At 69.3% G+C, this 22,289-nt stretch carries 26 protein-coding genes and 2 pseudogenes; 14 read left to right on the forward strand and 14 right to left on the reverse strand.

Annotated features, from left to right (window positions below; genetic code table 11):
- Nucleotides 1–44: 44 nt before the first annotated feature.
- Both J7I98_RS10435 and J7I98_RS10440 read right to left on the reverse strand, forming a co-directional pair.
- Nucleotides 45–302 carry a WhiB family transcriptional regulator gene (locus J7I98_RS10435; RefSeq protein WP_004937597.1) on the reverse strand — a complete coding sequence of 86 codons (258 nt, stop codon included), beginning with the start codon at nt 300–302 and terminating at the stop codon, nt 45–47.
- Nucleotides 303–619: 317 nt separating this feature from the next.
- Nucleotides 620–1,588, reverse strand: a complete 969-nt coding sequence (locus J7I98_RS10440; RefSeq protein WP_214920341.1) for a diacylglycerol kinase family protein — start codon at nt 1,586–1,588, stop codon at nt 620–622.
- Between the two features lie 73 nt (nt 1,589–1,661).
- On the opposite strand from J7I98_RS10440, the gene J7I98_RS10445 reads away from it, so the two are divergent.
- Nucleotides 1,662–2,102 carry a hypothetical protein gene (locus tag J7I98_RS10445; RefSeq protein WP_214920342.1) on the forward strand — a complete coding sequence of 147 codons (441 nt, stop codon included), beginning with the start codon at nt 1,662–1,664 and terminating at the stop codon, nt 2,100–2,102.
- Nucleotides 2,103–2,145: 43 nt separating this feature from the next.
- Here the strand turns inward: J7I98_RS10445 and J7I98_RS10450 are convergent, their stop codons facing one another.
- The 3 genes from J7I98_RS10450 to J7I98_RS10460 all read right to left on the reverse strand — a co-directional run bounded on the left by J7I98_RS10450 (nt 2,146) and on the right by J7I98_RS10460 (nt 4,042).
- Nucleotides 2,146–3,252, reverse strand: a complete 1,107-nt coding sequence (locus J7I98_RS10450; protein ID WP_251020440.1) for an RNA polymerase sigma factor SigF — start codon at nt 3,250–3,252, stop codon at nt 2,146–2,148.
- Entirely contained in the window at nt 3,141–3,554 is a 414-nt protein-coding gene (locus J7I98_RS10455; protein ID WP_214920344.1) for an anti-sigma regulatory factor, read from the reverse strand. Before J7I98_RS10455 ends, J7I98_RS10450 begins: the two co-directional genes overlap by 112 nt.
- Before the next feature lie 227 nt (nt 3,555–3,781).
- On the reverse strand, nt 3,782–4,042 hold the full coding sequence (locus tag J7I98_RS10460) for a UBP-type zinc finger domain-containing protein (protein ID WP_214920345.1): 261 nt from the start codon (nt 4,040–4,042) through the stop codon (nt 3,782–3,784).
- Between the two features lie 48 nt (nt 4,043–4,090).
- On the opposite strand from J7I98_RS10460, the gene J7I98_RS10465 reads away from it, so the two are divergent.
- Entirely contained in the window at nt 4,091–5,689 is a 1,599-nt protein-coding gene (locus J7I98_RS10465) for a Na+/H+ antiporter (protein WP_214920346.1), read from the forward strand.
- On the opposite strand, the gene J7I98_RS10470 is transcribed toward J7I98_RS10465, so the two are convergent.
- Nucleotides 5,668–6,603, reverse strand: coding sequence for a 1-aminocyclopropane-1-carboxylate deaminase/D-cysteine desulfhydrase (locus J7I98_RS10470; RefSeq protein ID WP_214920347.1), 936 nt, complete (start codon nt 6,601–6,603; stop codon nt 5,668–5,670). The two genes, J7I98_RS10465 and J7I98_RS10470, sit on opposite strands and share 22 nt — an antisense overlap.
- A 50-nt stretch (nt 6,604–6,653) precedes the next feature.
- The gene (locus tag J7I98_RS10475) at nt 6,654–7,244 is read right to left on the reverse strand and encodes an N-acetylmuramoyl-L-alanine amidase (protein WP_214920348.1); all 591 of its coding nucleotides are present in this window, start codon (nt 7,242–7,244) and stop codon (nt 6,654–6,656) included.
- Between the two features lie 236 nt (nt 7,245–7,480).
- Here J7I98_RS10475 and J7I98_RS10480 point away from each other — a divergent pair, with 236 nt between their 5' ends.
- The 5 genes from J7I98_RS10480 to J7I98_RS10500 all read left to right on the forward strand — a co-directional run bounded on the left by J7I98_RS10480 (nt 7,481) and on the right by J7I98_RS10500 (nt 12,306).
- Nucleotides 7,481–8,893 (forward strand): family 2B encapsulin nanocompartment shell protein, encoded by a 1,413-nt coding sequence (locus J7I98_RS10480; RefSeq protein WP_214920349.1) that lies wholly within the window; start codon nt 7,481–7,483, stop codon nt 8,891–8,893.
- A 77-nt stretch (nt 8,894–8,970) separates the two neighbouring features.
- Nucleotides 8,971–10,014, forward strand: coding sequence for a family 2 encapsulin nanocompartment cargo protein polyprenyl transferase (locus J7I98_RS10485; protein ID WP_214920385.1), 1,044 nt, complete (start codon nt 8,971–8,973; stop codon nt 10,012–10,014).
- A 131-nt stretch (nt 10,015–10,145) separates the two neighbouring features.
- Nucleotides 10,146–10,736, forward strand: coding sequence for a GNAT family N-acetyltransferase (locus J7I98_RS10490; protein WP_214920386.1), 591 nt, complete (start codon nt 10,146–10,148; stop codon nt 10,734–10,736).
- 185 nt (nt 10,737–10,921) lie between these two features.
- On the forward strand, nt 10,922–11,506 hold the full coding sequence (locus tag J7I98_RS10495; RefSeq protein ID WP_214920350.1) for a dihydrofolate reductase family protein: 585 nt from the start codon (nt 10,922–10,924) through the stop codon (nt 11,504–11,506).
- A 47-nt stretch (nt 11,507–11,553) separates the two neighbouring features.
- Nucleotides 11,554–12,306 (forward strand): DUF6304 family protein, encoded by a 753-nt coding sequence (locus tag J7I98_RS10500; protein WP_251020400.1) that lies wholly within the window; start codon nt 11,554–11,556, stop codon nt 12,304–12,306.
- 257 nt (nt 12,307–12,563) lie between these two features.
- Here J7I98_RS10500 and J7I98_RS10505 read toward each other — a convergent pair whose 3' ends face one another.
- Together J7I98_RS10505 and snpA are read right to left on the reverse strand one after the other, a co-directional pair.
- A complete protein-coding gene (locus J7I98_RS10505; protein ID WP_251020401.1) occupies nt 12,564–13,613 on the reverse strand; it encodes an amidohydrolase family protein in 1,050 nt (349 codons plus the stop codon).
- 58 nt (nt 13,614–13,671) lie between these two features.
- Nucleotides 13,672–14,334: a snapalysin gene (gene snpA, locus J7I98_RS10510; protein WP_214920352.1), complete on the reverse strand. Its 663-nt coding sequence runs from the start codon at nt 14,332–14,334 to the stop codon at nt 13,672–13,674.
- Nucleotides 14,335–14,535: 201 nt separating this feature from the next.
- Between snpA and J7I98_RS10515 the strand changes: the two genes are divergently transcribed.
- The 4 genes from J7I98_RS10515 to J7I98_RS10530 all read left to right on the forward strand — a co-directional run bounded on the left by J7I98_RS10515 (nt 14,536) and on the right by J7I98_RS10530 (nt 17,071).
- Complete coding sequence (locus J7I98_RS10515) at nt 14,536–15,498, forward strand: LysR family transcriptional regulator (RefSeq protein ID WP_214920353.1); 963 nt, start codon at nt 14,536–14,538, stop codon at nt 15,496–15,498.
- Nucleotides 15,499–15,573: 75 nt separating this feature from the next.
- Nucleotides 15,574–15,786, forward strand: coding sequence for a hypothetical protein (locus J7I98_RS10520; protein ID WP_214920354.1), 213 nt, complete (start codon nt 15,574–15,576; stop codon nt 15,784–15,786).
- An 86-nt stretch (nt 15,787–15,872) separates the two neighbouring features.
- Nucleotides 15,873–16,787, forward strand: coding sequence for an SDR family oxidoreductase (locus tag J7I98_RS10525; RefSeq protein WP_214920355.1), 915 nt, complete (start codon nt 15,873–15,875; stop codon nt 16,785–16,787).
- Nucleotides 16,788–16,933: 146 nt separating this feature from the next.
- Nucleotides 16,934–17,071: a hypothetical protein gene (locus J7I98_RS10530; protein ID WP_374225101.1), complete on the forward strand. Its 138-nt coding sequence runs from the start codon at nt 16,934–16,936 to the stop codon at nt 17,069–17,071.
- A gap of 43 nt (nt 17,072–17,114) precedes the next feature.
- Here the strand turns inward: J7I98_RS10530 and J7I98_RS10535 are convergent, their stop codons facing one another.
- Both J7I98_RS10535 and sodN read right to left on the reverse strand, forming a co-directional pair.
- Entirely contained in the window at nt 17,115–17,780 is a 666-nt protein-coding gene (locus J7I98_RS10535; RefSeq protein WP_214920356.1) for an HNH endonuclease family protein, read from the reverse strand.
- Nucleotides 17,781–18,054: 274 nt separating this feature from the next.
- On the reverse strand, nt 18,055–18,450 hold the full coding sequence (gene sodN, locus J7I98_RS10540; RefSeq protein WP_214920357.1) for a superoxide dismutase, Ni: 396 nt from the start codon (nt 18,448–18,450) through the stop codon (nt 18,055–18,057).
- Between the two features lie 143 nt (nt 18,451–18,593).
- Between sodN and sodX the strand changes: the two genes are divergently transcribed.
- Nucleotides 18,594–19,019 carry a nickel-type superoxide dismutase maturation protease gene (gene sodX / locus J7I98_RS10545; protein WP_214920358.1) on the forward strand — a complete coding sequence of 142 codons (426 nt, stop codon included), beginning with the start codon at nt 18,594–18,596 and terminating at the stop codon, nt 19,017–19,019.
- Here sodX and J7I98_RS10550 read toward each other — a convergent pair.
- A complete protein-coding gene (locus tag J7I98_RS10550) occupies nt 18,923–19,552 on the reverse strand; it encodes an ABATE domain-containing protein (RefSeq protein ID WP_214920359.1) in 630 nt (209 codons plus the stop codon). The two genes, sodX and J7I98_RS10550, sit on opposite strands and share 97 nt — an antisense overlap.
- Before the next feature lie 78 nt (nt 19,553–19,630).
- Between J7I98_RS10550 and J7I98_RS10555 the strand changes: the two genes are divergently transcribed.
- On the forward strand, nt 19,631–20,407 hold the full coding sequence (locus J7I98_RS10555; RefSeq protein ID WP_374225102.1) for a trans-aconitate 2-methyltransferase: 777 nt from the start codon (nt 19,631–19,633) through the stop codon (nt 20,405–20,407).
- A gap of 64 nt (nt 20,408–20,471) precedes the next feature.
- Here the strand turns inward: J7I98_RS10555 and J7I98_RS10560 are convergent, their stop codons facing one another.
- Nucleotides 20,472–20,891 (reverse strand): hypothetical protein, encoded by a 420-nt coding sequence (locus tag J7I98_RS10560; protein ID WP_214920360.1) that lies wholly within the window; start codon nt 20,889–20,891, stop codon nt 20,472–20,474.
- Nucleotides 20,892–21,134: 243 nt separating this feature from the next.
- Nucleotides 21,135–21,497, reverse strand: a pseudogene (locus J7I98_RS10565) (amino acid ABC transporter ATP-binding protein); the annotation flags it as partial.
- 3 nt (nt 21,498–21,500) lie between these two features.
- Between J7I98_RS10565 and J7I98_RS40915 the strand changes: the two are divergent.
- Nucleotides 21,501–21,599: pseudogene (locus J7I98_RS40915) on the forward strand (SAM-dependent methyltransferase); the annotation flags it as partial.
- Nucleotides 21,600–22,289 lie beyond the last annotated feature (690 nt).

The raw sequence follows: 22,289 nt of genomic DNA on the forward strand, positions 1-22,289 counted from the left end.
TCAAGGCACACGCGCCGCCAGGCTCAGGCTCGAAGCAGGGGGAATCAGGCGGTCGCGTTACGCGCCCGGTTGCGGGCGGCGCGGCGCTTCATTGCGCGTCGCTCGTCCTCGCTGAGTCCACCCCAGACGCCGGAGTCCTGACCGGACTCGAGCGCCCACTGCAGGCACTGCTCCATGACGGGGCAGCGGCGGCAGACGGCCTTGGCTTCCTCGATCTGCAGCAGCGCAGGACCGGTGTTGCCGATGGGGAAGAACAGCTCCGGGTCTTCCTCACGACAAACGGCGTTGTGACGCCAGTCCATGGCTGCTACCTCTCCTTGGTATTACAAGCACGTTGCTTGTGAATGTGAACGCTTTCACGAATCCCCCCGCAAGTGAAGGGCCGACTGCCAGTTGCCTGGTGTGGTCCTTGTGAAGGAGGGGGGTTCTTGCTCTCAGTGGAGGCCGGTGTTGCGGGCCGTCCCGATCGCCATGTAGAGATTCGCAAACCTCGGCGGCGGATACAACCCCTTCCGGAAAGTTTTTTTTGATTCCTCGGTGTCGGCTAGGTCACAGCCGTACTTCCATGGGGTGGACCCCAGTAGATACGTTCGAGTTAAAGGACTTTTGCGCGTTCCGCTCACACAATCACACGCAGTGCACGGCGTACGCCTGTGAACGTCACGCTAGTACGCAGTCCTAGGTGGTCGCCGTCCATCTGGAAGGGCAGCGGAGCCTTTGAATGCAAGGTGAAGTCCGTCAAGTCATGCAGCGTTACCGCGTGCTTACCGTGCGGACCGCGATCAGGACTTGAAGTGAGCAGCTGGGTCGCGTAGCGGGCCACCGCGGGGGTGGACATCCTGCTGAGGGCGAGTACGTCCAGGGCCTTGTCGAAGGAGGCCTCGGGGGATGCGTACATCGGGCGATTCCCCAGGTAGGTCCATGGGGCGGTGTTGCAGACTATGGAAAGCACAAGATCTTTTACGGGGTTGTGACCCGGCCGTTCCAGGGTGATCAGCCCGTGCAGGCGGTGCGGTTCCTCCAGGAACTGGCGTACCACCTGGCGCACGTAGAGGGCGTGCGTCGAGCGCTTTCCGCGCTCCCGCTGCTGCTCGACCCTGCCGATCACTCCCGCGTCGAAACCGAGCCCCGCCGTGAACGTGAACCAGCGGCCCGGGACGGATTCGTCCTCGGTTCCCGGCGTGCCGCCGGCGTGCCCGAGGCCGACCGTGCGCTCGCTGCGCGTGCTCAGGGCGTCCAGAATGGCGCCGGTCGCCTCGACGGCGTCGTTGGGCAGCCCCAGCGCTCGGGCGAATACGTTCGTGGAGCCGCCGGGGACGACCGCGAGGCGCGGCAGCCGGTCGGGGTCGGGCCCGTCGTGCAGGAGCCCGTTGACGACCTCGTTGACGGTGCCGTCACCACCGAGCGCGACGACCAGGTCGATTTCCTTGCTCTGCGCGGCCTGCCGGGCGAGGTCGCGGGCGTGTCCGCGGTACTCGGTGGTCACCGCTTCCAGCTTCATCTCGCTGGCGAGGGCATGAATCAGGACATCGCGGGTGCGTGCGCTGGTGGTGGTTGCTGCCGGGTTGACCACGAGGAGTGAGCGCATGCGCAGCAGCCTACCTACTTGGGGGTACCCGGCCCAGACCTGGCCCGCTGGGGCAGGCCGCTACGCTGCAAGGGTGAGTACTGAGCAGCCCGAGCAAGAGCAGGCACCCGCCGCCGAACCCCGACCCTCCCGGCTGACGGCCGCCGCGGCGCTCGCCGCACTTGAGGGCCTGGCCCTGATCGCCGGTGGCGCGTACATGCTCGTGATGGGACTGCTCGGCAGCCCCGACAAGCCGGAGCAGGCGGAAATGGGCGGCCTGACCCTGCTCGTCCTCGCGGTGCTGCCGCTGGTGGCCGCGCGCGGACTTCTCAAGTGCCGGGCGTGGAGCCGGGGGCCGGCCATCATCACGCAGCTCATGGCGCTGCCGGTGGCCTGGACGCTGCTGCGCTCGGAGGGCTCGCTGCTGATCCCGGCCGGAATCGTGCTCGCCGCGGTGGCCGTGACGTCCCTGGTGCTGCTGGTCAACCCGCAGACCACGCAGGCGCTGGGAATCCGCAGCGCCCGCGACGCATAGCGTCACGGGCGCAGCGGCGTAAGCGACCTCTCGGTCATTTCGGTTATTCCTCGACGAGGAGCCTTTCGCGGAGCTGGGCCAGCGTGCGGGCCAGCAGCCGGGAGACATGCATCTGGGAGATGCCGACCTCCTGCGCGATCTGCGACTGCGTCATGTTCCCGAAGAAGCGAAGCAGCAGAATCCGCTTCTCCCGGGGCGGAAGATCCTCCAGCAGCGGCTTGAGCGACTCCCGGTACTCGACACCCTCCAGCGCCTCGTCCTCCGCGCCCAGCGTGTCCGCGACGGCCGGCGAATCGTCGTCCGTGTCCGGGACGTCCAGCGACAGCGTGCTGTACGCGTTGGCCGACTCCAGGCCCTCCAGGACCTCTTCCTCCGAGATCCCGAGGCGCTCGGCCAGCTCGTGCACCGTCGGGGAACGACCGTGCTGCTGGGAGAGCTCCGCCGTGGCCGTCGTCAACGACAGGCGCAGTTCCTGGAGCCTGCGCGGCACCCGGACCGCCCAGCCCTTGTCGCGGAAGTGCCGCTTGATCTCACCGACGACGGTCGGCGTCGCGTACGTCGAGAACTCGACACCGCGCTCCGGATCGAACCGGTCCACCGACTTGATCAGCCCGATCGTGGCGACCTGGGTCAGGTCGTCGAGAGGCTCGCCGCGGTTGCGGAACCGCCGCGCGAGGTGCTCGACCAGCGGAAGGTGCATGCGCACAAGACGGTTGCGCAGCTCCGCCTTCTCCACCGATCCGTCCGGCAGTTTGCGCAGCTCGATGAACATCGCCCGCGCACCACTGCGATCGTGCGGATCATGGCGTCCGTGATCCTTGGAGTGCTCTTCGTGCTCGCTCATTTGGCCCGCCCGCTCTGCCTGCTCCGCCGCCGCCGTGCCCACCAAGCCCTCCACCAGGCCGTCCACCGGGTGGGGGCGGGCCTGCTGCTCAGGGAGACCCGACGGCTGGCGCGCGGACTCGACCGGAGTCGCGCGCCCTCCCGCGGGCGTCTTTGGGCTGAGCTCCTCGTTGCGCACCGGCCCGTCCCCGTTCCTCACGCCGGCCCGGGTCCCGCGCCGCGCTGTTTGTACAGGCTGATGGTGACCGTACGGTCCTCCGCGACCGTGGAGTCGACTTTGCCCGCGAGTGCGGAGAGCACCGTCCAGGCGAACGTGTCGCGCTCGGGCGCGCGCCCGTCGGTGGTCGGGGCCGACACCGTCACGTCGAGGGAGTCGTCGACGAGCCGGAAGACGCAGCTGAGGACGGAGCCGGGCACGGCCTGCTGAAGCAGGATCGCGCAGGCCTCGTCGACCGCGATGCGCAGGTCCTCGATCTCGTCGAGGGTGAAGTCCAAGCGCGCCGCAAGGCCGGCAGTGGCCGTACGCAGCACGGACAGATAGGCACCTGCAGCGGGCAGCCGGACTTCCACGAAGTCCTGGGTCCCGGGCTCGCCTGCGATCTGGGACACCCTCACCTCCAAGGTGGCACAAGCTCTTTCGGGGGTCCGGGAGGGGGCGCCCCCCGGAGCCACGCGGTACGTCGTTCGCCGGTGACGCTATCGCGATCCACTCTTCCGTGTCGCCAGGGCCCCCGCCCCGACTTGTCACTCATGGTAAGCACATGGGTACGGACAGTGGCTAGGGGTCTGCGGCGCCCAATTGCAGAGAACCAGCGCCGGGTTGACGTACCCACACGTCAGACGATCGAACCGTCCATCGTGCACCAACGCCAGTCTGCCCCCGGTTCCAAGCTGCGCAGTACCGGATGACCGGCCTCCTTGGAGTGCGCGGAAGCATGCCGGTACGGCGACGAGTCGCAGCACCCCACGTGCCCGCACTGCAGGCAGAGCCGCAGCTGTACGGGATGGCTGCCGACCGCCAGGCATTCCGGGCAGGTGTCACTCAGCGGAGTCGGTTCGGGGTGCGGCAGCTCGGCGACGTGCGGGCACTCGTTCATGATGGCCAGGTTACGACGTACGAACGCATGAGGGCGGGGCCTGAACCGATGGACGCATTGCCACTGCTGTTCCTGGTCGCGGGCAGCGCGGTCGTCGCCGGGGCGGCCCGCAGGACGCCGGTCCCCGCACCGCTGCTGCTCGTCGCGGTCGGGCTCGCGGCGGCGTACATCCCGGGAGTGCCCGACTACACACTGCAACCGGACATCGTGCTGCCGCTGCTGCTGCCGCCCCTGCTGCACACCGCGGCTCTGGACAGCTCGTACCTGGACCTGCGGGCGAACGTCCGGCCCGTCGCCTTCCTGTCGGTCGGCTATGTGCTGTTCGCGACCGTGATCGTCGGCTACCTGGCGTATCTCGTCGTTCCTGGCCTCCCGCTGACCTCCGCGCTGGTGCTCGGCGCGGTGATCGCGCCGCCCGACGCGGTGGCGGCGACCGCGATCGCGCGCCGCGTCGGGCTGCCGCCGCGTATCACCGCGATCCTCCAGGGCGAGTCGCTGGTCAACGACGCCACCGCCATCACCGCGTTCAAGGTGGCGGTCGCGGCGGCGGTGGGGGAGGGCGCGAGCTGGGTCGGCGGGATCGGGGAATTCGCGGTCGCTGCGGTCGGCGGGGTCGGGGTCGGCCTGCTGCTGATGGTGCCGCTGCACTGGCTCCGTACGCATCTCAAGGAGGCGCTGCTGCAGAACACGCTGTCGCTGCTGATCCCCTTCGTGGCGTACGCGGCGGCCGAGTACGTCCACGCCTCGGGAGTGCTCGCGGTGGTCGTCGTCGCCCTCTACCTGGGACATCGCTCCTGGCAGGTTGACTTCGCGACCAGGCTCCAGGAGCACGCCGTCTGGAAGATGGTCTCCTTCGTACTCGAATCGGCCGTGTTCGCGCTCATCGGGCTTCAACTGCCGTACGTCCTGGACGGACTCGGCCCGTACGGGGGCGGGGAGGCCGCCTGGTACGCGTTCGCGGTCTTCGCCGCGGTCGTCGTGGTGCGCTTCGTCTGGGTCTTCCCGGCGACGTATCTGCCACGGATCATGTCGGCGCGCATCCGCGAGCGGGAGCCCGGCGTGACCTGGACATCACCGGTCATCGTGGGGTGGGCGGGGATGCGCGGGGTGGTCTCCCTCGCCATCGCCTTCTCGATCCCGCTGACCGTCGACCAGGGCGAACCGTTCCCCGAGCGGAACCTGGTGCTCTTCCTGACCTTTACGACTGTGATCGCCACACTCGTCGTCCAGGGCCTCACCCTCGCGCCGCTGATCCGCCTCCTCAAGCTGCCGAGGCGCGACACGTACGCCGAGACGCTCGCCGAGGCGCAGGCCCAGAGCGAGGCGTCTGCGGCCGCCGAGGCCCGGCTCGACGAGCTCCTCGCCGACCCCCGCAACGCGCTGCCGCAGCCGCTCGCCGACCGGCTGCGCACGGTCCTCGAACGGCGGCGCAACGCGGTCTGGGAGCGGCTCGGCGGGGTCAACGAGGAGACGGGGGAGTCGGCGGACGACACGTACCGGCGGCTCGCCGGGGAGATGATCGCCGCGGAGCGCGCGGTCTTCGTGGAGCTGCGGGACCGGCGGCGGATCGACGACGAGATGCTGCGCTCGCTGATGCGGAGGCTGGACCTGGAGGAGGCGGCGGCCTACCGGGCGGATTCCGACTGACCCTGCTGATCAGGCTGATCCGGCCGACCTGTGATCACGGCCGCGACGGCGGTGCCGGGCGGGAAGGCGCCCTCGGTGGCCAGCGTGGTCAGTCCGTACAGCATCTTCGCGACGTAGAGCCGCTCGACCGGCAGTCCGTGACGGGCCTCGAAGTCCTCGGCGAACACGTCGAGTTCGGGGGTCGTGCGGGCGTATCCGCCGAAGTGGAAGCGGTCGTCGAGGCGCCAGTCGCCGGTGGGGCCGCCGAAGGCGGTGAGCTGGAGGGCGCGTATGTCGTCGCCGAGGAAGCCGCCCTTGAGGACCGGGAACCCGATGGCCCGCTGCCCCGGCCCCAGACCCGCCGCCAGGCCCGCGAGCGTCCCGCCGGTGCCGCAGGCGACGCCGACGACGTCGGCGGCCCCGCGCAGTTCCTGCCCGAGGGCGGTGCAGCCCTGGGCGGCGAGGGCGTTGCTGCCGCCTTCTGGGACGACATAGACGTCCCCGGCGGTCGCGCTGAGGATCTCCGCCAGGACCTCGGGGTCCGATTTGCAGCGGTACGTCGCGCGGTCCACGAAGTGCAGGCGCATGCCGTCCGCCGCGCACTGGGCCAGGGAGGGGTTGAGGGGGCGGTCGGCGAGCTCGTCGCCGCGTACGACGCCGATCGTCGGGAAGCCGAGGAGGCGGCCGGCCGCGGCCGTCGCCCGCAGATGGTTGGAGTACGCGCCGCCGAAGGTCAGCACGGTGCGCCCGGCCGCCGCGCGCAGGTTCGGCGCGAGTTTGCGCCACTTGTTGCCGGGGAGGTCCGGATGGATCAGGTCGTCGCGCTTGAGTAGCAGTCGTACGCCGTGACGGGCGAAGCGCTCGTCCTCGGCCTGCCGCAGCGGCGAGGGGAGCCGCGGCCGCAGGCGGGAGAGGTCGAGCGCTTCGGGGGGCATGGCCCCATTGTCCCAGTGGTCCCGCCGGTGCGCTTGCTCGAGGTGGTTGCTTAGTTGAGGCGGTCGTGGATGCGCTCGCGCATGGTGTTCATCGAGAAGCCGCGCGGGTCAATCTTGCCGGGCTGCCATTCGCGATGGCCGATGACGGAGCGGGAGTTCCAGCCGTGCCACCGGCAGACCGCGGCCGCCGCCCGCTCGATGGTTTCCAGCTGTGCCGCGGGCCAGGGGTCTTCGCCGTCACCGAGGTTCTCGCACTCGAAGCCGTAGAAGTGCCGGTTTCCGTCGGTGTTGGCCTCATTGTCGGTCGGCAGGGCCCTCTCCGCGATGACGGCGCGCAGTACGTCGTCGTCGCCCAGCCCCGCGTGATTGGCGCGGCCGTAGCCGACGAGATGGAGCGAGCCGTTCTTGGCGATCACGCCGTGGCAGAGCGGTCCGGGGAGGCTCGCATAGCCGTCGCGGCAGATACGCACGGTGTTGGCGGTGCCTGAGGTGACGGTGTGGTGAATCATCACGCCATGCACGGGGCCCCAAGGGCCCTTGTGGTTGCGGTTGTGCGTACGCCAGTCGCCGACCTCGACGACAGTGATTCCTTCGTCTCTCAGTACGTCGAGGAAGTTGCCCGCGGACATGGGTGAGGCCATGACCGCCTCCTTAGGTGAGATTCGGATCGTCTCGTACGCCTCGCTTGTACCGGAACACCGTTGGCAGGGCCATCTGTTCGGGACATGTGCGACCTGTTTCAGTCAGTTCCGCCGACGGAAATGTGCTCTGCCCCGGCATCGATGATCTAGTCACACTCGTTTGTGTAATGGCGCGTCGACTCCCCGCGCTGCAAGGCTTTTCCGTGCAGGTCAGCTCATGATCGAGAGGGAGTCAGATGTCGGTCGAGGCAGGTTCCGAGGTCCGCGAAGAACAGGTTCAGCCGCAGCAGAGTCTCGGTACGGCTGCCGCGCGGAACTTGGCCACCACCACCAAGTCCGCACCGCAGATGCAGGAGATCACCTCACGGTGGCTGCTGCGGATGCTGCCATGGGTGCAGGTCCAGGGCGGTACGTACAGGGTGAACCGCCGGCTCAGTTTCGCGGTGGGCGACGGACGGGTGACGTTCGTACAGACAGGAGACCGCGTCGAGGTCGTCCCCGCCGAGCTCAGCGAGCTGCCGGCGCTCCGGACCCTCGGCGACGAGGCGGTGCTCGGTGAGCTGGCACAGCGGTGCGAGCAGCGGGAGTTCGCGTCCGGGGAAGTGATCGCGGCCGCCGGTGATGCCGCGGACACGGTGTATCTGCTGGCGCACGGCAGGGTCGAGAAGGTCGGCGACGGGCCGTACGACGACGAGGCGGTGCTCGGCTTCCTCGCCGACGGGGCGTACTTCGGCGACCAGGCGCTCGTGGAAGAAGACGCCACGTGGGGGTACACGGTCCGCGCGGCGACCGCGTGCACCGTGCTGACGCTGTCCCGCCAGTCCGTACTGACACTGGCGGACCGCGCGGAGACGCTGCGCGACCATCTCGCGCAGGTCCGCTCCCTGCCACGCCAGCGGACCAACAAGTACGGCGAGGCGCACATCGACCTCTCCGCAGGACATGTCGGCGAGGCCGTCGTCCCGCACACCTACGTCGACTACGAGGTGGCGCCGCGCGAGTACGAACTGAGCGTCGCCCAGACGGTGCTGAAGGTCCACAGCCGGGTCGCCGACCTCTACAACCAGCCGATGAACCAGACCGAGCAGCAGTTGCGGCTCACGGTCGAGGCGCTGCGCGAGCGTCAGGAAGACGAACTCATCAATCACCGTGAGTTCGGCCTGCTCAACAACTGCGACTACGGGCAGCGCTTCCAGCCGCACGACGGTGTGCCGACCCCGGACGACATGGACGGCCTGCTGTCGAGGCGGCGCAGCTCCAAGCTCTTCCTCGCCCACCCGCGTGCCATCGCCGCCTTCGGGCGCGAGTGCAACAAGCGCGGCCTCTACCCGGAGAGCGTGGAGATCGGCGGCAGCCGGGTGCCCTCCTGGCGCGGCGTCCCGATCTTCCCCTGCAACAAGATCCCGGTGAGCGACGCCGGTACGACCTCGATCATCTGCATGCGTACGGGCGAGGCCGACCAGGGCGTCATCGGGCTTCAGCAGAGCGGCATCCCGGACGAGATCGAGCCGAGCCTCTCGGTGCGCTTCATGGGCATCGACGAGCAGGCGATCATCTCGTACCTCGTTACGGCGTACTACTCGGCGGCGATCCTCGTGCCGGACGCGCTGGGTGTGCTGGAGAACGTCGAGATCGGCAGGTGGGGTTAGCGGGCGCAGTCGCGAGGCGGTTCGCGCGTCCGGTTCAGGGCATCACCGAAGCACTGCTGGAGGAAGTGACCGTGACCATGACCAGAGGGGAAGCGGCCGCCCCGGAGGGGCACGAGGCTGCGGCCCTTCTCGAACGGACCCGCAGCGCTGTCAATCCCCAACTGCGCAGTACGGTCGAGAGTCTGCCGGGTTCCATACGCCGCATCGCGATGTACCACTTCGGCTGGGAGCAGGCGGACGGAACGCCGGCCTCGGGGCAGGCGGGCAAGGCGATCAGACCCGCTCTCGTCCTCGCTTCCGCCCAGGCCCTCGGCGGCGACCCGCGGCAGGCCGTGCGGGCGGCGGCGGCCGTGGAGCTCGCGCACAACTTCACCCTGCTCCATGACGACGTCATGGACGAGGACCCGACCCGCAGAAACCGGCCCACCGCCTGGACGGTCTTCGGTGTCCCGGACGCGATCGTCGCCGGGGACGCCATGTGCGCGCTCGCGCTGCGGCAGCTGGCCGAGGATCCGCACCCGGCGGCGGCCCGGGCGTCGGCGCGGCTCGCCGCCTGTGTCATCGAGCTGTGCGAGGGGCAGCAGGCGGACTGCGAACTCGAACGGCGTGGCCCGCAGGACGTGTCGATCGACGAGTGCCTGTCGATGGCGGAGGCCAAGACGGGCGCGCTGCTCGGCTGCGCGTGCGCACTCGGCGCGCTCTACGCGGGCGCGGACGAGGAGGAGGTCGCGGCCATGGACGCCTTCGGGAGGGAAGCGGGCCTGGCGTTCCAGCTCATCGACGACCTGATCGGGATCTGGGGCGACCCCGACCAGACGGGCAAGCCGGTGGGCGCTGATCTGGCCGCCCATAAGAAATCGCTCCCGGTGGTGGCGGCACTGGCCTCGGGCACCGAGGCAGCCGACGAGCTGGCGGGGCTCTACCGGGGGCCGCTGGACGCCGCCGCCGTCCGGCGCGCCGCCGAGGCCGTCGACCGGGCGGGCGGCAGGGACTGGGCGCAGGGTCATGCGGCGGACCGGATGGCCCGGGCCGTGCACCATCTGTCGCGGGCGGTGCCCGACCTGGGCGCGGCGGGAGATCTCCTCTCGCTGGCGGAGTTCGTCACGCGCAGAACCCGCTGATCAGCTGCCTCTGCGCGGGCGTCCGGGAGGGAGACCCCGGGCGTCCGCGCATGCACTGATTCACCACGTGGGCGCCAACTCTAGGATCAGGTACGTCAGTTACGTACCCGAGAGAGGGCCGGACCGTGGGCGTGGACGTGGAGATACGACAGGCGGGGGAGAGCGACCGCGAGGCGCTCGTACGGCTGCTGGACGCGGCCTTCATGGACGACCCGGTGAGCAGCTGGGTCTTCCCCGACCGGGAACACCGCCGCCGCGTGCACGGCACCTTCCTCGGTGTCTTTCTCGACGTGGCTCTCCGTGAGGGGCGGGTCGACGTCACACAGGACGGATCGGCGGCCGCCCTCTGGCTCCAGGTGCCGGCCGGTCCGCCCGAGGAGGACGACACTCCCGTACGGATGAGGGAAACCGCCGACCCGGACAACGAACGGGCCGAACTGATCGGCCGGTTGACGGGCGAGGTGCATCCGCACGACCGGGCCCACGAGTATCTGCTGCTCATCGCCGTCTCCCCGGAGCGCCAGGGCGAGGGGCTCGGCACCGCGCTGATCGAGCCGGTCCTCGAGCGCTGCGACCGCGACGGCGTGCCCGCCTATCTGGAGGCGAGCAGTGCGCGCAGCAGCAAGCTGTACGAGCGGCTCGGGTTCGCCTTCACCGGCCGTACGGTCGATCTTCCCGACGGCCCCCACATGTGGCCCATGTGGCGTGAGCCGCTCGCCTGACGAGGCGGCGTGCTCCTCAACTTTTCCTGACTTCCCTGACTTCCCTGACTTTCTAACTTCCCTCCAGGAAAAGGCCCTTGCGTAACCACTACGGATGGACCACTATGCACGGAGTGGTTGCGGGCGGGTGATGTACGCCGACCGGCTCCCGCATCCCATCCTTGCCTTCCGACCAGAGGATCAGCTTGCGCAAGCTCACGTACTACGTCGGTATGTCCCTCGACGGTTTCATCGCGGCGCCCGACGGCACCTACGACATGTATCCGCTGAGCGAGTCCTTCATCAAGGACTTCCACATCGGCGAGTACCCGGACTGTCTGCCCACCCACGCGCGCCAGCACCTCGGCGTGGACGGCCTGGAGAACAAGCACTTCGACACGATGCTTCAGGGGCGGGCAACTTATGGCGCGGCTCTGGAGATCGGGGTCACCAGCCCGTACAAGCACCTGCGCCAGTACGTCGTGTCGCGCAGTATCGACAAGTCGCCCGACCCCGACGTCGAGATCATCTCCGGCGACGTCGCGGCCAAGGTCCGGGAGCTCAAGCAGGAGGACGGCCTCGGGATCTATCTGGCGGGCGGGGCGAATCTGGCGGCTCAGCTGCTGGACGAGATCGACGAGATGGTCGTCAAGCTGTACCCGATCGTGCTCGGTTCGGGCATCCCGCTGTTCTCGGCGGAGTTCGGCGTCCGCAACTTCACGCTCGACGCGGCGCCTCCGCGGACGTACGACAACGGCGCCGTGGTCCTGAAGTACAGCAAGGTGCGCTGACCCGGACCGGGGGCGGTGCCGTACTCGAACGGGCTAAAGTCCCGCCCATGACAGGAGAGCCATGGGCCGGCTGGTACCGCGACCGCGCGGGTTCCGTCGCCGTCGGGATCACGACGGACGGACAGCGGTTGCGCACGCGCATCAGGGGAGTCGACTTCGAGGGCGACAGCTTCGACGCGCTGGAGCCGGTGGAGTGGGAGGGCGGGGGCGGCAGCGCGATATTCGCGCTGTCGGACGGTGGCTCGCTGTGCGACTGCATACTTGAGTGGGACACACCGATTCCGGTGTACGCGGACGGGCGGGTGCACCGGGCCACGCTCAGCTGCCTGCTGACCCTCGGCCGGCCGCTTCCCACGGGCGGCCTCGACCGTGAACACCTCGCCCTGACCCTGCACTTCGACGGCGCGGCGTACGAATCGGAGCGCGCCGAGAACGACTTCGAGCACGCGCTGACGGTGATACAGCGGCGGCTGCCGGAGGGGGCGTACATGCGGGCGTGCATTTCCTGCGCCTTCTCGGACTACCACCCTGCGGGCAGCGGGCTGTTCGGCAACCTCGCCTGCTTCCGGCGGATCAAGGACGAGTACCGGGCGATCGAGGGCGAGCGGGAGCTGCTCCGGCTGTGGGACCTGCGGTCCGGCTTCGTGCAGGAGACGTGGGCTTGCGCGGACTTTGAGCGGAGGCCGGCGGAGGGGGCGGGTTACCGGGGGCCGTTTCCATATGTTCGGGCGGGGGCGGGCGAGTTGGCTGCGTCTGGCGAGCGGACGGTGCGGGCTGCGCCCTCCTCGGCGGTGGGGTAGGCGGGGCGGGGGGCGGGCGGAGGTTTCTGTTCCCCTGCCCTTCCCCCAAGCTCTCAACTTCGTTCGAGCAGGGGAGACCCCATTCTTCCCGCTGTGACATTTGCGGCTGCCCCCGCGTGGGGCTCCGCCCCAGACCCGGTCCTCAAACTCCCCCAAGGACTACGTCCAGGGGGGACCCCCAGGCTGAGAGATCAGCCCGTCGAAGGGGCGGGTAGGGGCAAAGCCCCGCAGGGCACGCCCTCAGCCGACGACCCTGTCTAGCCGACGACCCTGCCGCGCAGGATTATCCGGGTCGGGTGGGCCAGGACGCGTGGATCCAGCGTCGGATCCGTCGCGTACGCGATCACGTCCGCCGGAGCCCCGTCCGCCAGCCCCGGCAGGCCGAGCCAGGAGCGGGCCGTCCACGATGCCGCCCCGAGCGCAGCTTCCGACGGCAGGCCCGCGCGTATCAGCCACGACGCCTCCGCGGCCACCGTGCCGCACGGGAAGCTGTCGGTTCCGGCCAGGACCGTGACGCCCGCTTCGTGCGCGGCCCGCACATTGCGCAGCATCCCCTCCCAGCCCGCCACCCAGTGGTCACGCCTGGCCCCGCGCTCGCGCGCGTACATCTCGTCCGCGCCCGACCCGAACGCACCGAGCGTCGGTACGAACGCCGTGCCCTGTGCCGCCATCCGGTGGAGCAGCCCGGGGTCGAGGTGCATGCCGTGCTCCAGGCTGTCCGCCCCGGCGAGCACCGCGTTGCGGCTGCCCTCCGCGGTCTGGCAGTGGACGGCGACCTTGCCGCCGGCCGCGTGTACGGCCCGTACCGCCTCGGTGAGGATGTCCAGGGGGACCGCCGGTTCGTCCCAGCGCCAGTCGCCGATGACCTTGCACCAGCCGGACGACGCCCCGGCCTCCTCGACCGCCGCCCGCGGCAGCTCCTCCTCGCGGATGTCCCGCCCCGCGCCCGGGAAGAACCGGCCGGGGGTCGCCAGCCACCGTCCTGCCGACCGTACGCGCGGCAGCTCCTCGTCGGAGTCGACCCAGGCGGGCATACGGGCGGCGGTTCCGGGCGTACGGACGAGGAGCACGCCCGCGTCGCGGTGGTCGAGCAGGTGTTTGCGGAGCAGGGCTTCGTCGAATGGGGTGTCGGCGTCTTCCGCGCCCGGGTGGGTGTGTACGTCGACCAGGCCGGGAAGCAGCCAGCCGCCGTCGATGACGGACTCGGCGTCCGTCCCTGCGGGCGGCCGGTCCGTCGTGAGGCGGTCGCCTCGTATCCAGAAGGTCCGCTCTTCCCGCTCCGGCAGGACGATGCCCCGTACTCGCAAGTCGGCTCCATTTGTTGTCGATTGGGAGCCGACTGTACGTGTACGGGGCATCCAGGGGTCAGGAGGCCGCCGGGGCGAACCCGTTCTGCCAGAGCTGGTTGACCCTGTTGCGCTCATTCCGGTCGGGGGTGGCGTTCTGGCAGGAGGTGCCGGGGCCGCCGCCGGACATCAGCTCGCTGCACGGGCCCGAGTAGTGGTCCGGCAGACCGAGGACATGGCCGGTCTCGTGGGCGGTGACGCGGGTCGAGTTGTACTGCTGGTTCTGGCGGTAGTCGAGGAAGATGTACCCGCTGCCGTGGCCGTCGGTGCTGGCGTACGAGCCGCGGGAGTCATTGCCCTCGCGGTAGGTGAAGTCAGGGTTGGAGCCTTCCTGGAGCTTCACGTTGGAGACGGAGCTGTTCCATATCTGGGTGCTGCTGGCTATCTGGCTGCGGAAGCTGGGCGCGTTCGCCGCGGAGTAGACGACGGTGACGGCCTGCGCGCCGGGGTTCGCGGCGCGTTTCTCGGCGACCGACTTCTTCACGGCCTCGAAGAAGGCCTTGGTGGCCGCGCCGTTCTCCTTGGACTTCTCGTACGCGACGTACGAGTCGTATGAGCCGTACTGCGCGGATGCGGCGTTGTGGGGGGCCGCCGCATTCGCGGGTACGGCGCCGAGGGTCGCTGCGGCGAGGCCGAGGCCGAGGCCGAGGGCGGTGGTGAGGACGGTCCTGGTGCGTCTCATGTGGGGGGCTCCTACTCGTCCGGGGAATGTGAAACGTGAACGGTTCGGTAGGGGAGAGTGTCGGGGAGCCCGGGCCGGTGCGGATGATGCCAACCGGCGATAGCGCGAGCGCATCACGTCGGCCAACCGCCATGAAACCGGGGGTGATTCGTGTGGTTGTGGTGTCTGGTGTGACGCGAGGGGCCCGCTTACGCTCGGGGTATGGAGCTCGAGGTGAGGCACCTCCGTGCGCTGTGCGCCATCGCCGAGGCCGGCAGCCTGCACAAAGCCGCCCGAAGTCTCGGTATGAGCCAGCCGCCCCTGACCACGCAGCTCCGCCGCATCGAGAACTCCCTGGGCGCGGAGCTGTTCTCGCGCGAGCGCACCGGGTGCCGGCCGACGCCCCTGGGGTACGCGGTGCTGAGCAGGGCGCGTCCGCTCGTCGAGCAGATGAGTGCGCTGGTGGCCGAGACGAGGGCGGCCGCGGCCCGTACGACGGAAGGCCCGCATCTGCGGATCGGCGCCACCGCCAGCCGCGTGATCGCGAACTGGCTGCGCAGGCTCCGTATCCGGCTGCCCGGTACGGACACCTCACTCCATGTCGATGTATCGGCAAACGCGCTGCTGCGGAAGCTCGCGGCCGGGCAGCTCGATGTCGCCTTCGTGCACGAGGTGGAGGGCTCTCCGCTGCGCATGCCCGACGGCCTGGTGCAGCGCGTACTGGTCGAACGGGAGCCGCAGTTCATCTCGATGTCGCTGGACCATCCGGCGGCCGCCCGGCCGGTGGTGGAGCTGGCGGATCTGGCCGCCGACCGGTGGATGGTCGACCCGACGGTGGACGGGGAATGGGACGGTCTGCGCCGCGTATTCGGTGCGGCCGGTCTCAATCCGCCTGTCCTGTACGGGGATTACCTCACCGCAGCTTCCCTGATCGTGATCGGCGAGGCGGTCGCGCCCTGCCAGCCGACGTCGGGGCCGCGCGACGACATGGCGATACGGCCGTGGCGCGGCGACCCGCTCGCCGTACGCCTGCTGCTGGTGTCGCGGCCCGGATTCGCCGAGGCTGCGGCGGTGTACGCGGACCTGGAGGCGGCGTACCGCGACGCGGCGATGCGGGCGGCCGGGTACCGGCAGTGGCTGCTGCGCAACGAGAGCCCGCTGCTGGCGGGGAGCGCGGTGGCGTGACGGAGTGACCGCATGACGAGGGAGGCCGAGGCCGGGCGGTGACGCCGGATGCTCGGGCCGCCGCCACTCCAGGAGGTGCCTTATCTCCTCGCGAGCGCGACCGACGGGGTCCCACAAACTGCCCAGGTCATGTGCGACGAGCGGCCCCCCGTGGAGGAGCACGACGTAGGGCCCAGCCTGTGGCCCTGTCCCGTCGGCCCCGTCGGCCCCGTCGGCCCCGTCGGTCCCGTCGGTCCCGGCGCGATCCGCTCGGCCGGGAAGTTCCACCGGCGGCGGCTGTACGGCTGATGGCGGTGTGAAGGAATGCGGCCCGGCCCCGGCCCATTGATGCTGTACGGGCACCAGGCCACCCAGCAGCTGAAGGGGATCCCCCCATGACCCACGTCATCGCCGTCACCGGAGCCACCGGACAGGTCGGGCGCCGCGTCGCCAGGGGGCTCGCCGCCGCGGGCCCGGACACCCGCCCCGCCCTGCGTCTCCTCTGCCGCGATCCCTCCCGTCTGCCCGACCTGCCCGACCTGCCCGGCGCGGTCAAGGCGCCGCCCGCCGCCTATGGCGACGCGGACGCGATGCGCGCGGCCATCGACGGCGCCGACACGCTCTTCCTGGTCTCCGCGCACGAGAGCGCCGACCGCGTGCGCGAACACCAGAGCGCCGTGGACGCGGCGGTCGCGGCGGGCGTGCAGCGGATCGTGTACCTGTCCTTCCTCGGCGCGGCGCCGGACGCGACGTTCACCTTCGCCCGCGACCACTGGCACACCGAGCAGTACATCCGCGCCACCGGCCTGCGCCACACCTTCCTGCGCGACAGCTTCTACCAGGCCGCGTTCCCCGCCATGACCGGCGAGGACGGCGTGATGCGCGGCCCCGGCGGCGACGGCAGGGTCTCGGCCGTGGCGCACGAGGACGTCGCGGACGCGGCAGTCGCCGTACTCCTCGGCGAGGGCCACGACGGTGCTACGTACGACCTCACCGGCGGCGAGGCCCTGTCGCTCGCCGAGATCGCGCAGGAGCTGAGCCGGGCCACCGGGCGCACCGTCACCTACGTACCCGAGACGCGCGAAGAGGCGTACGCGTCACGGGAGCGGTACGGCGCCGAGGCGTGGGAGGTCGCGGGCTGGGTGTCGTCGTACGAGGCCATCGCGAACGGCGAGATGGCAGCCGTCTCCGACGCCGTGCCCCGCCTGACGGGCCACTCGGCCAAGACCTTCGCCGAGTACCTCGAGGAACACCCCAGGAGGTACCGGCACCTGGTCAGCGGCATGGGAGAGGGCCAGCGGCATGGGTGAGGTCCGCTGGGGTCCGCGCATGCAGACGCGGACGATGCGGGTGAGCACGGCCGAACGCAGGGAACGCCTGGCGTGGCGCCACCGGCCGGCGGTGGCTCGTCGGCGGATGGGCCCAGGACGCGTCCGGCGAGATCGTCCGCCGCTTCGTGGAGGACGTGGGCAGGGCGGCCGAGGCGGCGGTTCGCGCGGAGGCGGAGCGTCTTGCCCCGCTGCTGACGGGCGTACGCCTCACAGCGCGCACGCGGGGCAAGACCTGGCTGGAGGAAGAGGAGTTGACCGCCTGAAACCGGCGGCGTCAGAGGCTGGTGTGGTCAGAGGCCGGTGGCGTCAGAGGGCGAGCTCGTAAGTGATCTCCTCCGTCTCGCACTCCGCCACCATGTTCTTCAGCGCCGCCAGTTCACCCGAATCCACAGCCAGCTTCCAACGCCCCTTCACCGCCGCCCACTCGGCGATGTACCGGCAGTCCGCACTGTCGTCGGACGGCTCCCACCGCGCCGGATCCCTGTCCCCCTTGAGACGCTTCTCGGCGGCGGTCACGGCGGCGAGCACCCTCGGGTCCGCCATGTCGTTCGCGTACCGCTCCCGCTCCTCGTCGCTCCACGCCGACGCACCGCTGCGCCACGCCTCGGCGAGCGGCACCAGGTGGTCGACGTCCAGCGATCCGGCGCCGGTGTGGTCCTTCTTGTCGTAGTACGAGTGCCACGCGCCTCCCGTGATGGTGCACCACCGGTCGACGGCGGGCGGCGTGGTCGCCTCCGCGATGAGCACCTCGGCACGGGTGTCGCAGCCGTCCTGGTCCGGATCGGTCCAGTGCCTGAACTTCCCCACGCTGTACCCGGCGCCGTCCTCGGCGGCGACCGGCAGACCGGCGATGGCCTTCTCGACCGTGGTACTGACCGTGTCACCGGGCGCGGCGGCGGCGCCGGGCGCCGAGCCTGCGGCGATTGCCGCCGTAATCATCAACACCGACACCAGGGAGCTGAGCTTGCGCATGCTGATCCCTCCAACTCGTACGGAGGGACCAGTAGTAGCGACACCTGTCCGCCGGACGTGCCGGACAGGTGCCGTAAACCACACGTATGTGGGTGCCGGGTGCGCCACCCCCGCTCAAGTGCGCCGAAGGCTCCGCCCGCTCCGTCCCGGGGCGGCTTCAAGGACTGCCCCTTCACCAGCGCCCCGAAATCCTGTGTACGAACGCCGACAGCACCCGGCTCCGCGCGGATGCCGGGTGCTGTCGGTCGTACCGGAAAAGGTGACCTGGTGGAGGTCAGGCCTTCTTCGTCTCCCAGAAGATCGTGTCGATCCGGGCAATGAGCTCCAGTGCCTTCTCGCCCGTCTTCGGGTCCGTCGACGCCTTCGCCGACGACAGCGCCTTCAGGGCGTCGTTGACGAGCTGGTGCAGCTCCGGGTACTTCTCGAAGTGCGGGGGCTTGAAGTAGTCGCTCCACAGCACCGAAACGTGGTGCTTGGCGAGCTCCGCGCGCTGCTCCTTGATGACCGTGGCGCGCGCCTGGAAGTGCGCGTCGTCGTTGGCCTGCATCTTTTCCTGGACGGCCTTGACCGACTCGGCCTCAATGCGGGCCTGGGCGGGGTCGTACACGCCGCAGGGCAGGTCGCAGTGTGCGCTGACCTTCACCTTGGGGGCAAACAGGCGGGAGAGCATGTAAGAGCTTCCTTCCTCGTGATCGTCTTCTCAAGGGGGACATTACTCGGTGAGAGACGTGTTTTGACGGGTGCCCCCATGGGCTTAGGCCAAAAGTCCAGGGTCAGTATGAGACTGGTGGAGGATCGGACCGGAGGTGCCGGATGGTGGATCAAGGGCGGGAGCCGACAGCGATGTTCGGGGTCGCCGAAGTGACGGGTCTTTCCATGGTGCCGACGCTGCTGCACCGGGATCAGTTGCTCGTGCATTACGGAGTGGAGCCGCGGGCGGGTGATGTGGCCGTATTGCGGCATCCGTTGCAGCAGGATCTGCTCATCGTGAAGCGGCTGGTCGAGCGGCGCGACGGTGGCTGGTGGGTGCTCGGCGACAACCAGGACGCCGAGGTCACGGACAGCAGGGCGTTCGGCGTGGTGCCCTGCGAGCTGGTGCTGGGGCGGGTACGTGCGCGGTACCGGCCCATTGTGGCGGGGCGTCAGCGTTCGATCGGGGTGGTGCTCTCCTGGCTGGTGTCCGCCGTACGGCCCGTGCTGAGCGACCGCTCCGTCTCCAGGCGTTTGCGGGCGCGGTAGGCGGCGACGTTGGCGCGGGTCGCGCAGCGGTCGGAGCAGTAGCGGCGCGAGCGGTTGGTCGAGGTGTCCAGGTAGGCGTTGCGGCAGGGTGCTGCCTGGCACAGGCCGAGGCGGTCGGCGCCGTGTTCGGTGAGGTGGAAGGCGAGGCCCATCGAGGCGATGGCGGCGTAGCCGGCGGTCGCGTTGGAGGGGTGGTCGGCGAGGTGCATGTGCCAGTCGGGACGACCGTCCTCCTTGCGTGTCTCGTGGCCGGAGATCTGCGGGCTGACCGGGAATTCCATGAGGAGTGAATTCAGCAGGTCCACGGCGAGCGTTTCGTCCCCGCCGTCGGCCGCCTCGAAGATCGCGCGCAGACGGGCCCGTACCGAGCGGAAACGGGTGACATCCGCTTCGGTGGTGCGGCGGGCTGCCGACGAATTGGCGCCGAAGAGAGCGCGGACCGCTTCCACCGAGGTGAGGGTGTCTTTATTACGGGCCGGCTCCTCGCTGTTGACCAGGCGCACGGCGTAGTCCGAGTAATAGGCCAGTTCCACTTGTAGTCCTTACGAGGGCGGTCTAAGGTTCGAGGTAATAGCGAGTAATAGCTGTTTGTAGTTCGAGGGTATTACGGTGTGGAGGTTCTGGTGGCGGAGACAGTGACGGGCACCGACTGGCGGGCCTGGCAGGAGAGCTGGGACCGGCAGCAGGAGTGGTACATGCCGGACCGCGAGGAGCGGTTCCGGGTCATGCTCGACATGGTCGAGGCCCTGGTCGGCCCCGAGCCGCGGGTGCTGGATCTTGCGTGCGGTACGGGAAGTATCACGGACCGGTTGCTGAAGCGGTTCCCGAGGGCCACCAGCACGGGCGTGGACCTCGACCCGGCGCTGCTCGCCATCGCGGAGGGGTACTTCGCCGGGGACGAGCGGGTCACCTTCGTGACGGCCGACCTGAAGGACCCGCAGTGGACCGATGCGCTGCCGTACGAGTCGTACGACGCGGTCCTGACCGCCACCGCCCTCCACTGGCTGCACAGCGAGCCGCTCACCACCCTGTACGGGCAGATCGGCGGGCTCGTACGGGACGGCGGCGTCTTCATGAACGCCGACCACATGAAGGACGAGCGCACCCCTCGCATCAACGAGGCCGAACGCGCTCACCGGCACGCACAGATGGACCGGGCCAAGGCCGCCGGCGCGCTCGACTGGGCGGAGTGGTGGGAGCTGGCCGCCAAGGACCCCGTACTTGCCGAGCCGACCGCCAAGCGCTTCGAGATCTACGGTGAGCACGCCGACGGCGAGACTCCGAGCATCGAGTGGCACGCGCGGACGCTGCGCGAGACGGGCGGGTTCGGGGAGGCGCGGGCGGTGTGGACGTCCCCGTCGGACTCGCTGGTCCTCGGGCTGAAATAGCCACCCGGTGAAAAACAGAGGAGTGGTGCCGCCCAGGGCGGCACCACTCCTCTGTTTCGTCGTCTTACGGCAGCTTCAGCCAGGGGCTGCGGTAAGGCAGGGTTGCTTCCCCAGCGGACGTCCACACGATCTGCGTAAAGGTGGTGTAGGCGCGCGAGCTTGCGCGGAAGTCGGGAGCGGTGAACCGCTTCGCGCGAATGCCGCCGGAGGGGCACCGGTGGGTCTTCTGCGACATCAGCCTCGAATCGCCCGACCGGGCCACCCGAATGGCGATTTTACAGGCGGGGTGGCCGGAGCGAAGCGTGATGTAGGCATCGGGTCGTCCCACCCCGCGGCTCGGCGCGCTGATACAGGTCTTGATGTCGACATAGGTGCCCCTGTTGGTCGAGCCCTCGGTGTAGCTGTAGCAGCCACCGCCGCTCGCCGCCTGGGCGCTGGACCCCGTCATGACCGACGCGGCCACAATTCCGGCGACACCGACCACTCGCGCGGTCGTTTGTATGAAGCGATTCAATGAAACCCCCAGATTTGTCTCGCCGGAGATCCGGCGAGACGGTCACCGCGCACAGTACGGCGGCCCGTAGACCGTGCACAGCGATCTTCGTTGTCTCAGAGGTTTCCTTGAGGTTGCGCTGGTACCGGGTTCGTGGCGGTCGCGAAGGGCCGGGCTCCGCCGCATTTGCGCGGCGGAGCCCGTTCGGTCGGCTCCTCGGAAGAAGGGCGCCGGTCAGAGAACCTTGGAGAGGAACGCCTTCGTCCGGTCGTGCTGCAGGTTCGTCAGTACGTCGCGCGGGTTGCCCGACTCGACCACCACGCCGTCGTCCATGAAGACCAGCGCATCGCCGACCTCACGCGCGAAGCCCATCTCGTGCGTGACGACGATCATCGTCATGCCGTCCTCGGCGAGGCCGCGCATCACGTCGAGCACGTCGCCCACCAGCTCGGGGTCGAGCGCCGACGTCGGCTCGTCCAAGAGCATCATTTTTGGCTCCATGGCCAGCGCGCGGGCGATCGCCACACGCTGCTGCTGGCCGCCGGAGAGCTGCGACGGGTAGTTCTTCGCCTTGTCGCCCAGGCCGACGCGGTCGAGATCGAGTGGCACGCGCGGACGCTGCGCGAGGCCGGCGGGTTCGGGGAGGCGCGGGCGGTGTGGTGCTCGCCGTCGGACGCGGTGGTGCTGGCGGTGAAGTAGGAGGAGCCTCGATATGCGAAGAGGGCGATAAGGGGCCCTGCCCTGCCGACTCCGCCCCTCTCGAGTGCTGGCGTTGAGGTAACGGGTGTTCCCCGGGGGCATGGCCCGGGACTCAGCCTGTGGAGCTGCGTCCCGTCGGGAGTGCGCGGGCTTGGAGTGTGAAGCCGCCCGTAGTCTCAATTCGCATGGCATTAAAGGCTCTTGATCGGTCACGCTCTGTTCGCTAGTGTCCCACCAAGAGACGCGAACGTGCGTCCGAATCTTATGGGTGTTGAGGGCCGGACTGACCTGCCGGGCCTATGCCTACCGCTACAAGAGGGGGACTGTCTTGCGCAGGACAATGCTTCGTGTGCTTGTACCCGCTGTGATTGCCGCAGCATCCGTTGTTCCGCTGACTGCCGCTCCGGCTGCTGCCGATCCGCCGTGCGCGATGGATGTATATGGCGAGAAGGTCACTTCGGGGCGTAACACGGCGTACAAGGCGACCATAGCCCTGAACAGATGTAATCGACCGCTTCGGGCGATAGCGAAGTGCTCGACTGGTATTGGGAAGACCACGACCTACGGTGCCCAGATCACGCGTGGGGCGAGTCGGACGGACTGGTGTGCTTCCAACGCGTCAATGCCCGACTATGGGTGGCAGGTCTACTACAACGGCCAGTGGAACACTAGCCTCGATCGTTCATGAGT

Source organism: Streptomyces sp. ISL-98, from assembly GCF_018614055.1.
Classification (GTDB): Bacteria; Actinomycetota; Actinomycetes; order Streptomycetales; family Streptomycetaceae; genus Streptomyces; species Streptomyces spiramyceticus.

Excerpts from the sequence above, each read along its gene's own strand:
- J7I98_RS10435 (WP_004937597.1), bottom strand. The coding sequence starts at position 302 with ATGGACTGGCGTCACAACGCCGTTTGTCGTGAGGAAGACCCGGAGCTG.
- J7I98_RS10440 (WP_214920341.1), bottom strand. The coding sequence starts at position 1,588 with ATGCGCTCACTCCTCGTGGTCAACCCGGCAGCAACCACCACCAGCGCA.
- J7I98_RS10460 (WP_214920345.1), bottom strand. The coding sequence starts at position 4,042 with ATGAACGAGTGCCCGCACGTCGCCGAGCTGCCGCACCCCGAACCGACT.
- J7I98_RS10465 (WP_214920346.1), top strand. The coding sequence starts at position 4,091 with ATGGACGCATTGCCACTGCTGTTCCTGGTCGCGGGCAGCGCGGTCGTC.
- J7I98_RS10470 (WP_214920347.1), bottom strand. The coding sequence starts at position 6,603 with ATGCCCCCCGAAGCGCTCGACCTCTCCCGCCTGCGGCCGCGGCTCCCC.
- J7I98_RS10475 (WP_214920348.1), bottom strand. The coding sequence starts at position 7,244 with ATGGCCTCACCCATGTCCGCGGGCAACTTCCTCGACGTACTGAGAGAC.
- J7I98_RS10480 (WP_214920349.1), top strand. The coding sequence starts at position 7,481 with ATGTCGGTCGAGGCAGGTTCCGAGGTCCGCGAAGAACAGGTTCAGCCG.
- J7I98_RS10485 (WP_214920385.1), top strand. The coding sequence starts at position 8,971 with ATGACCAGAGGGGAAGCGGCCGCCCCGGAGGGGCACGAGGCTGCGGCC.
- J7I98_RS10500 (WP_251020400.1), top strand. The coding sequence starts at position 11,554 with ATGACAGGAGAGCCATGGGCCGGCTGGTACCGCGACCGCGCGGGTTCC.
- snpA (WP_214920352.1), bottom strand. The coding sequence starts at position 14,334 with ATGAGACGCACCAGGACCGTCCTCACCACCGCCCTCGGCCTCGGCCTC.
- J7I98_RS10515 (WP_214920353.1), top strand. The coding sequence starts at position 14,536 with ATGGAGCTCGAGGTGAGGCACCTCCGTGCGCTGTGCGCCATCGCCGAG.
- J7I98_RS10525 (WP_214920355.1), top strand. The coding sequence starts at position 15,873 with ATGACCCACGTCATCGCCGTCACCGGAGCCACCGGACAGGTCGGGCGC.
- J7I98_RS10535 (WP_214920356.1), bottom strand. The coding sequence starts at position 17,780 with ATGCGCAAGCTCAGCTCCCTGGTGTCGGTGTTGATGATTACGGCGGCA.
- sodN (WP_214920357.1), bottom strand. The coding sequence starts at position 18,450 with ATGCTCTCCCGCCTGTTTGCCCCCAAGGTGAAGGTCAGCGCACACTGC.
- sodX (WP_214920358.1), top strand. The coding sequence starts at position 18,594 with ATGGTGGATCAAGGGCGGGAGCCGACAGCGATGTTCGGGGTCGCCGAA.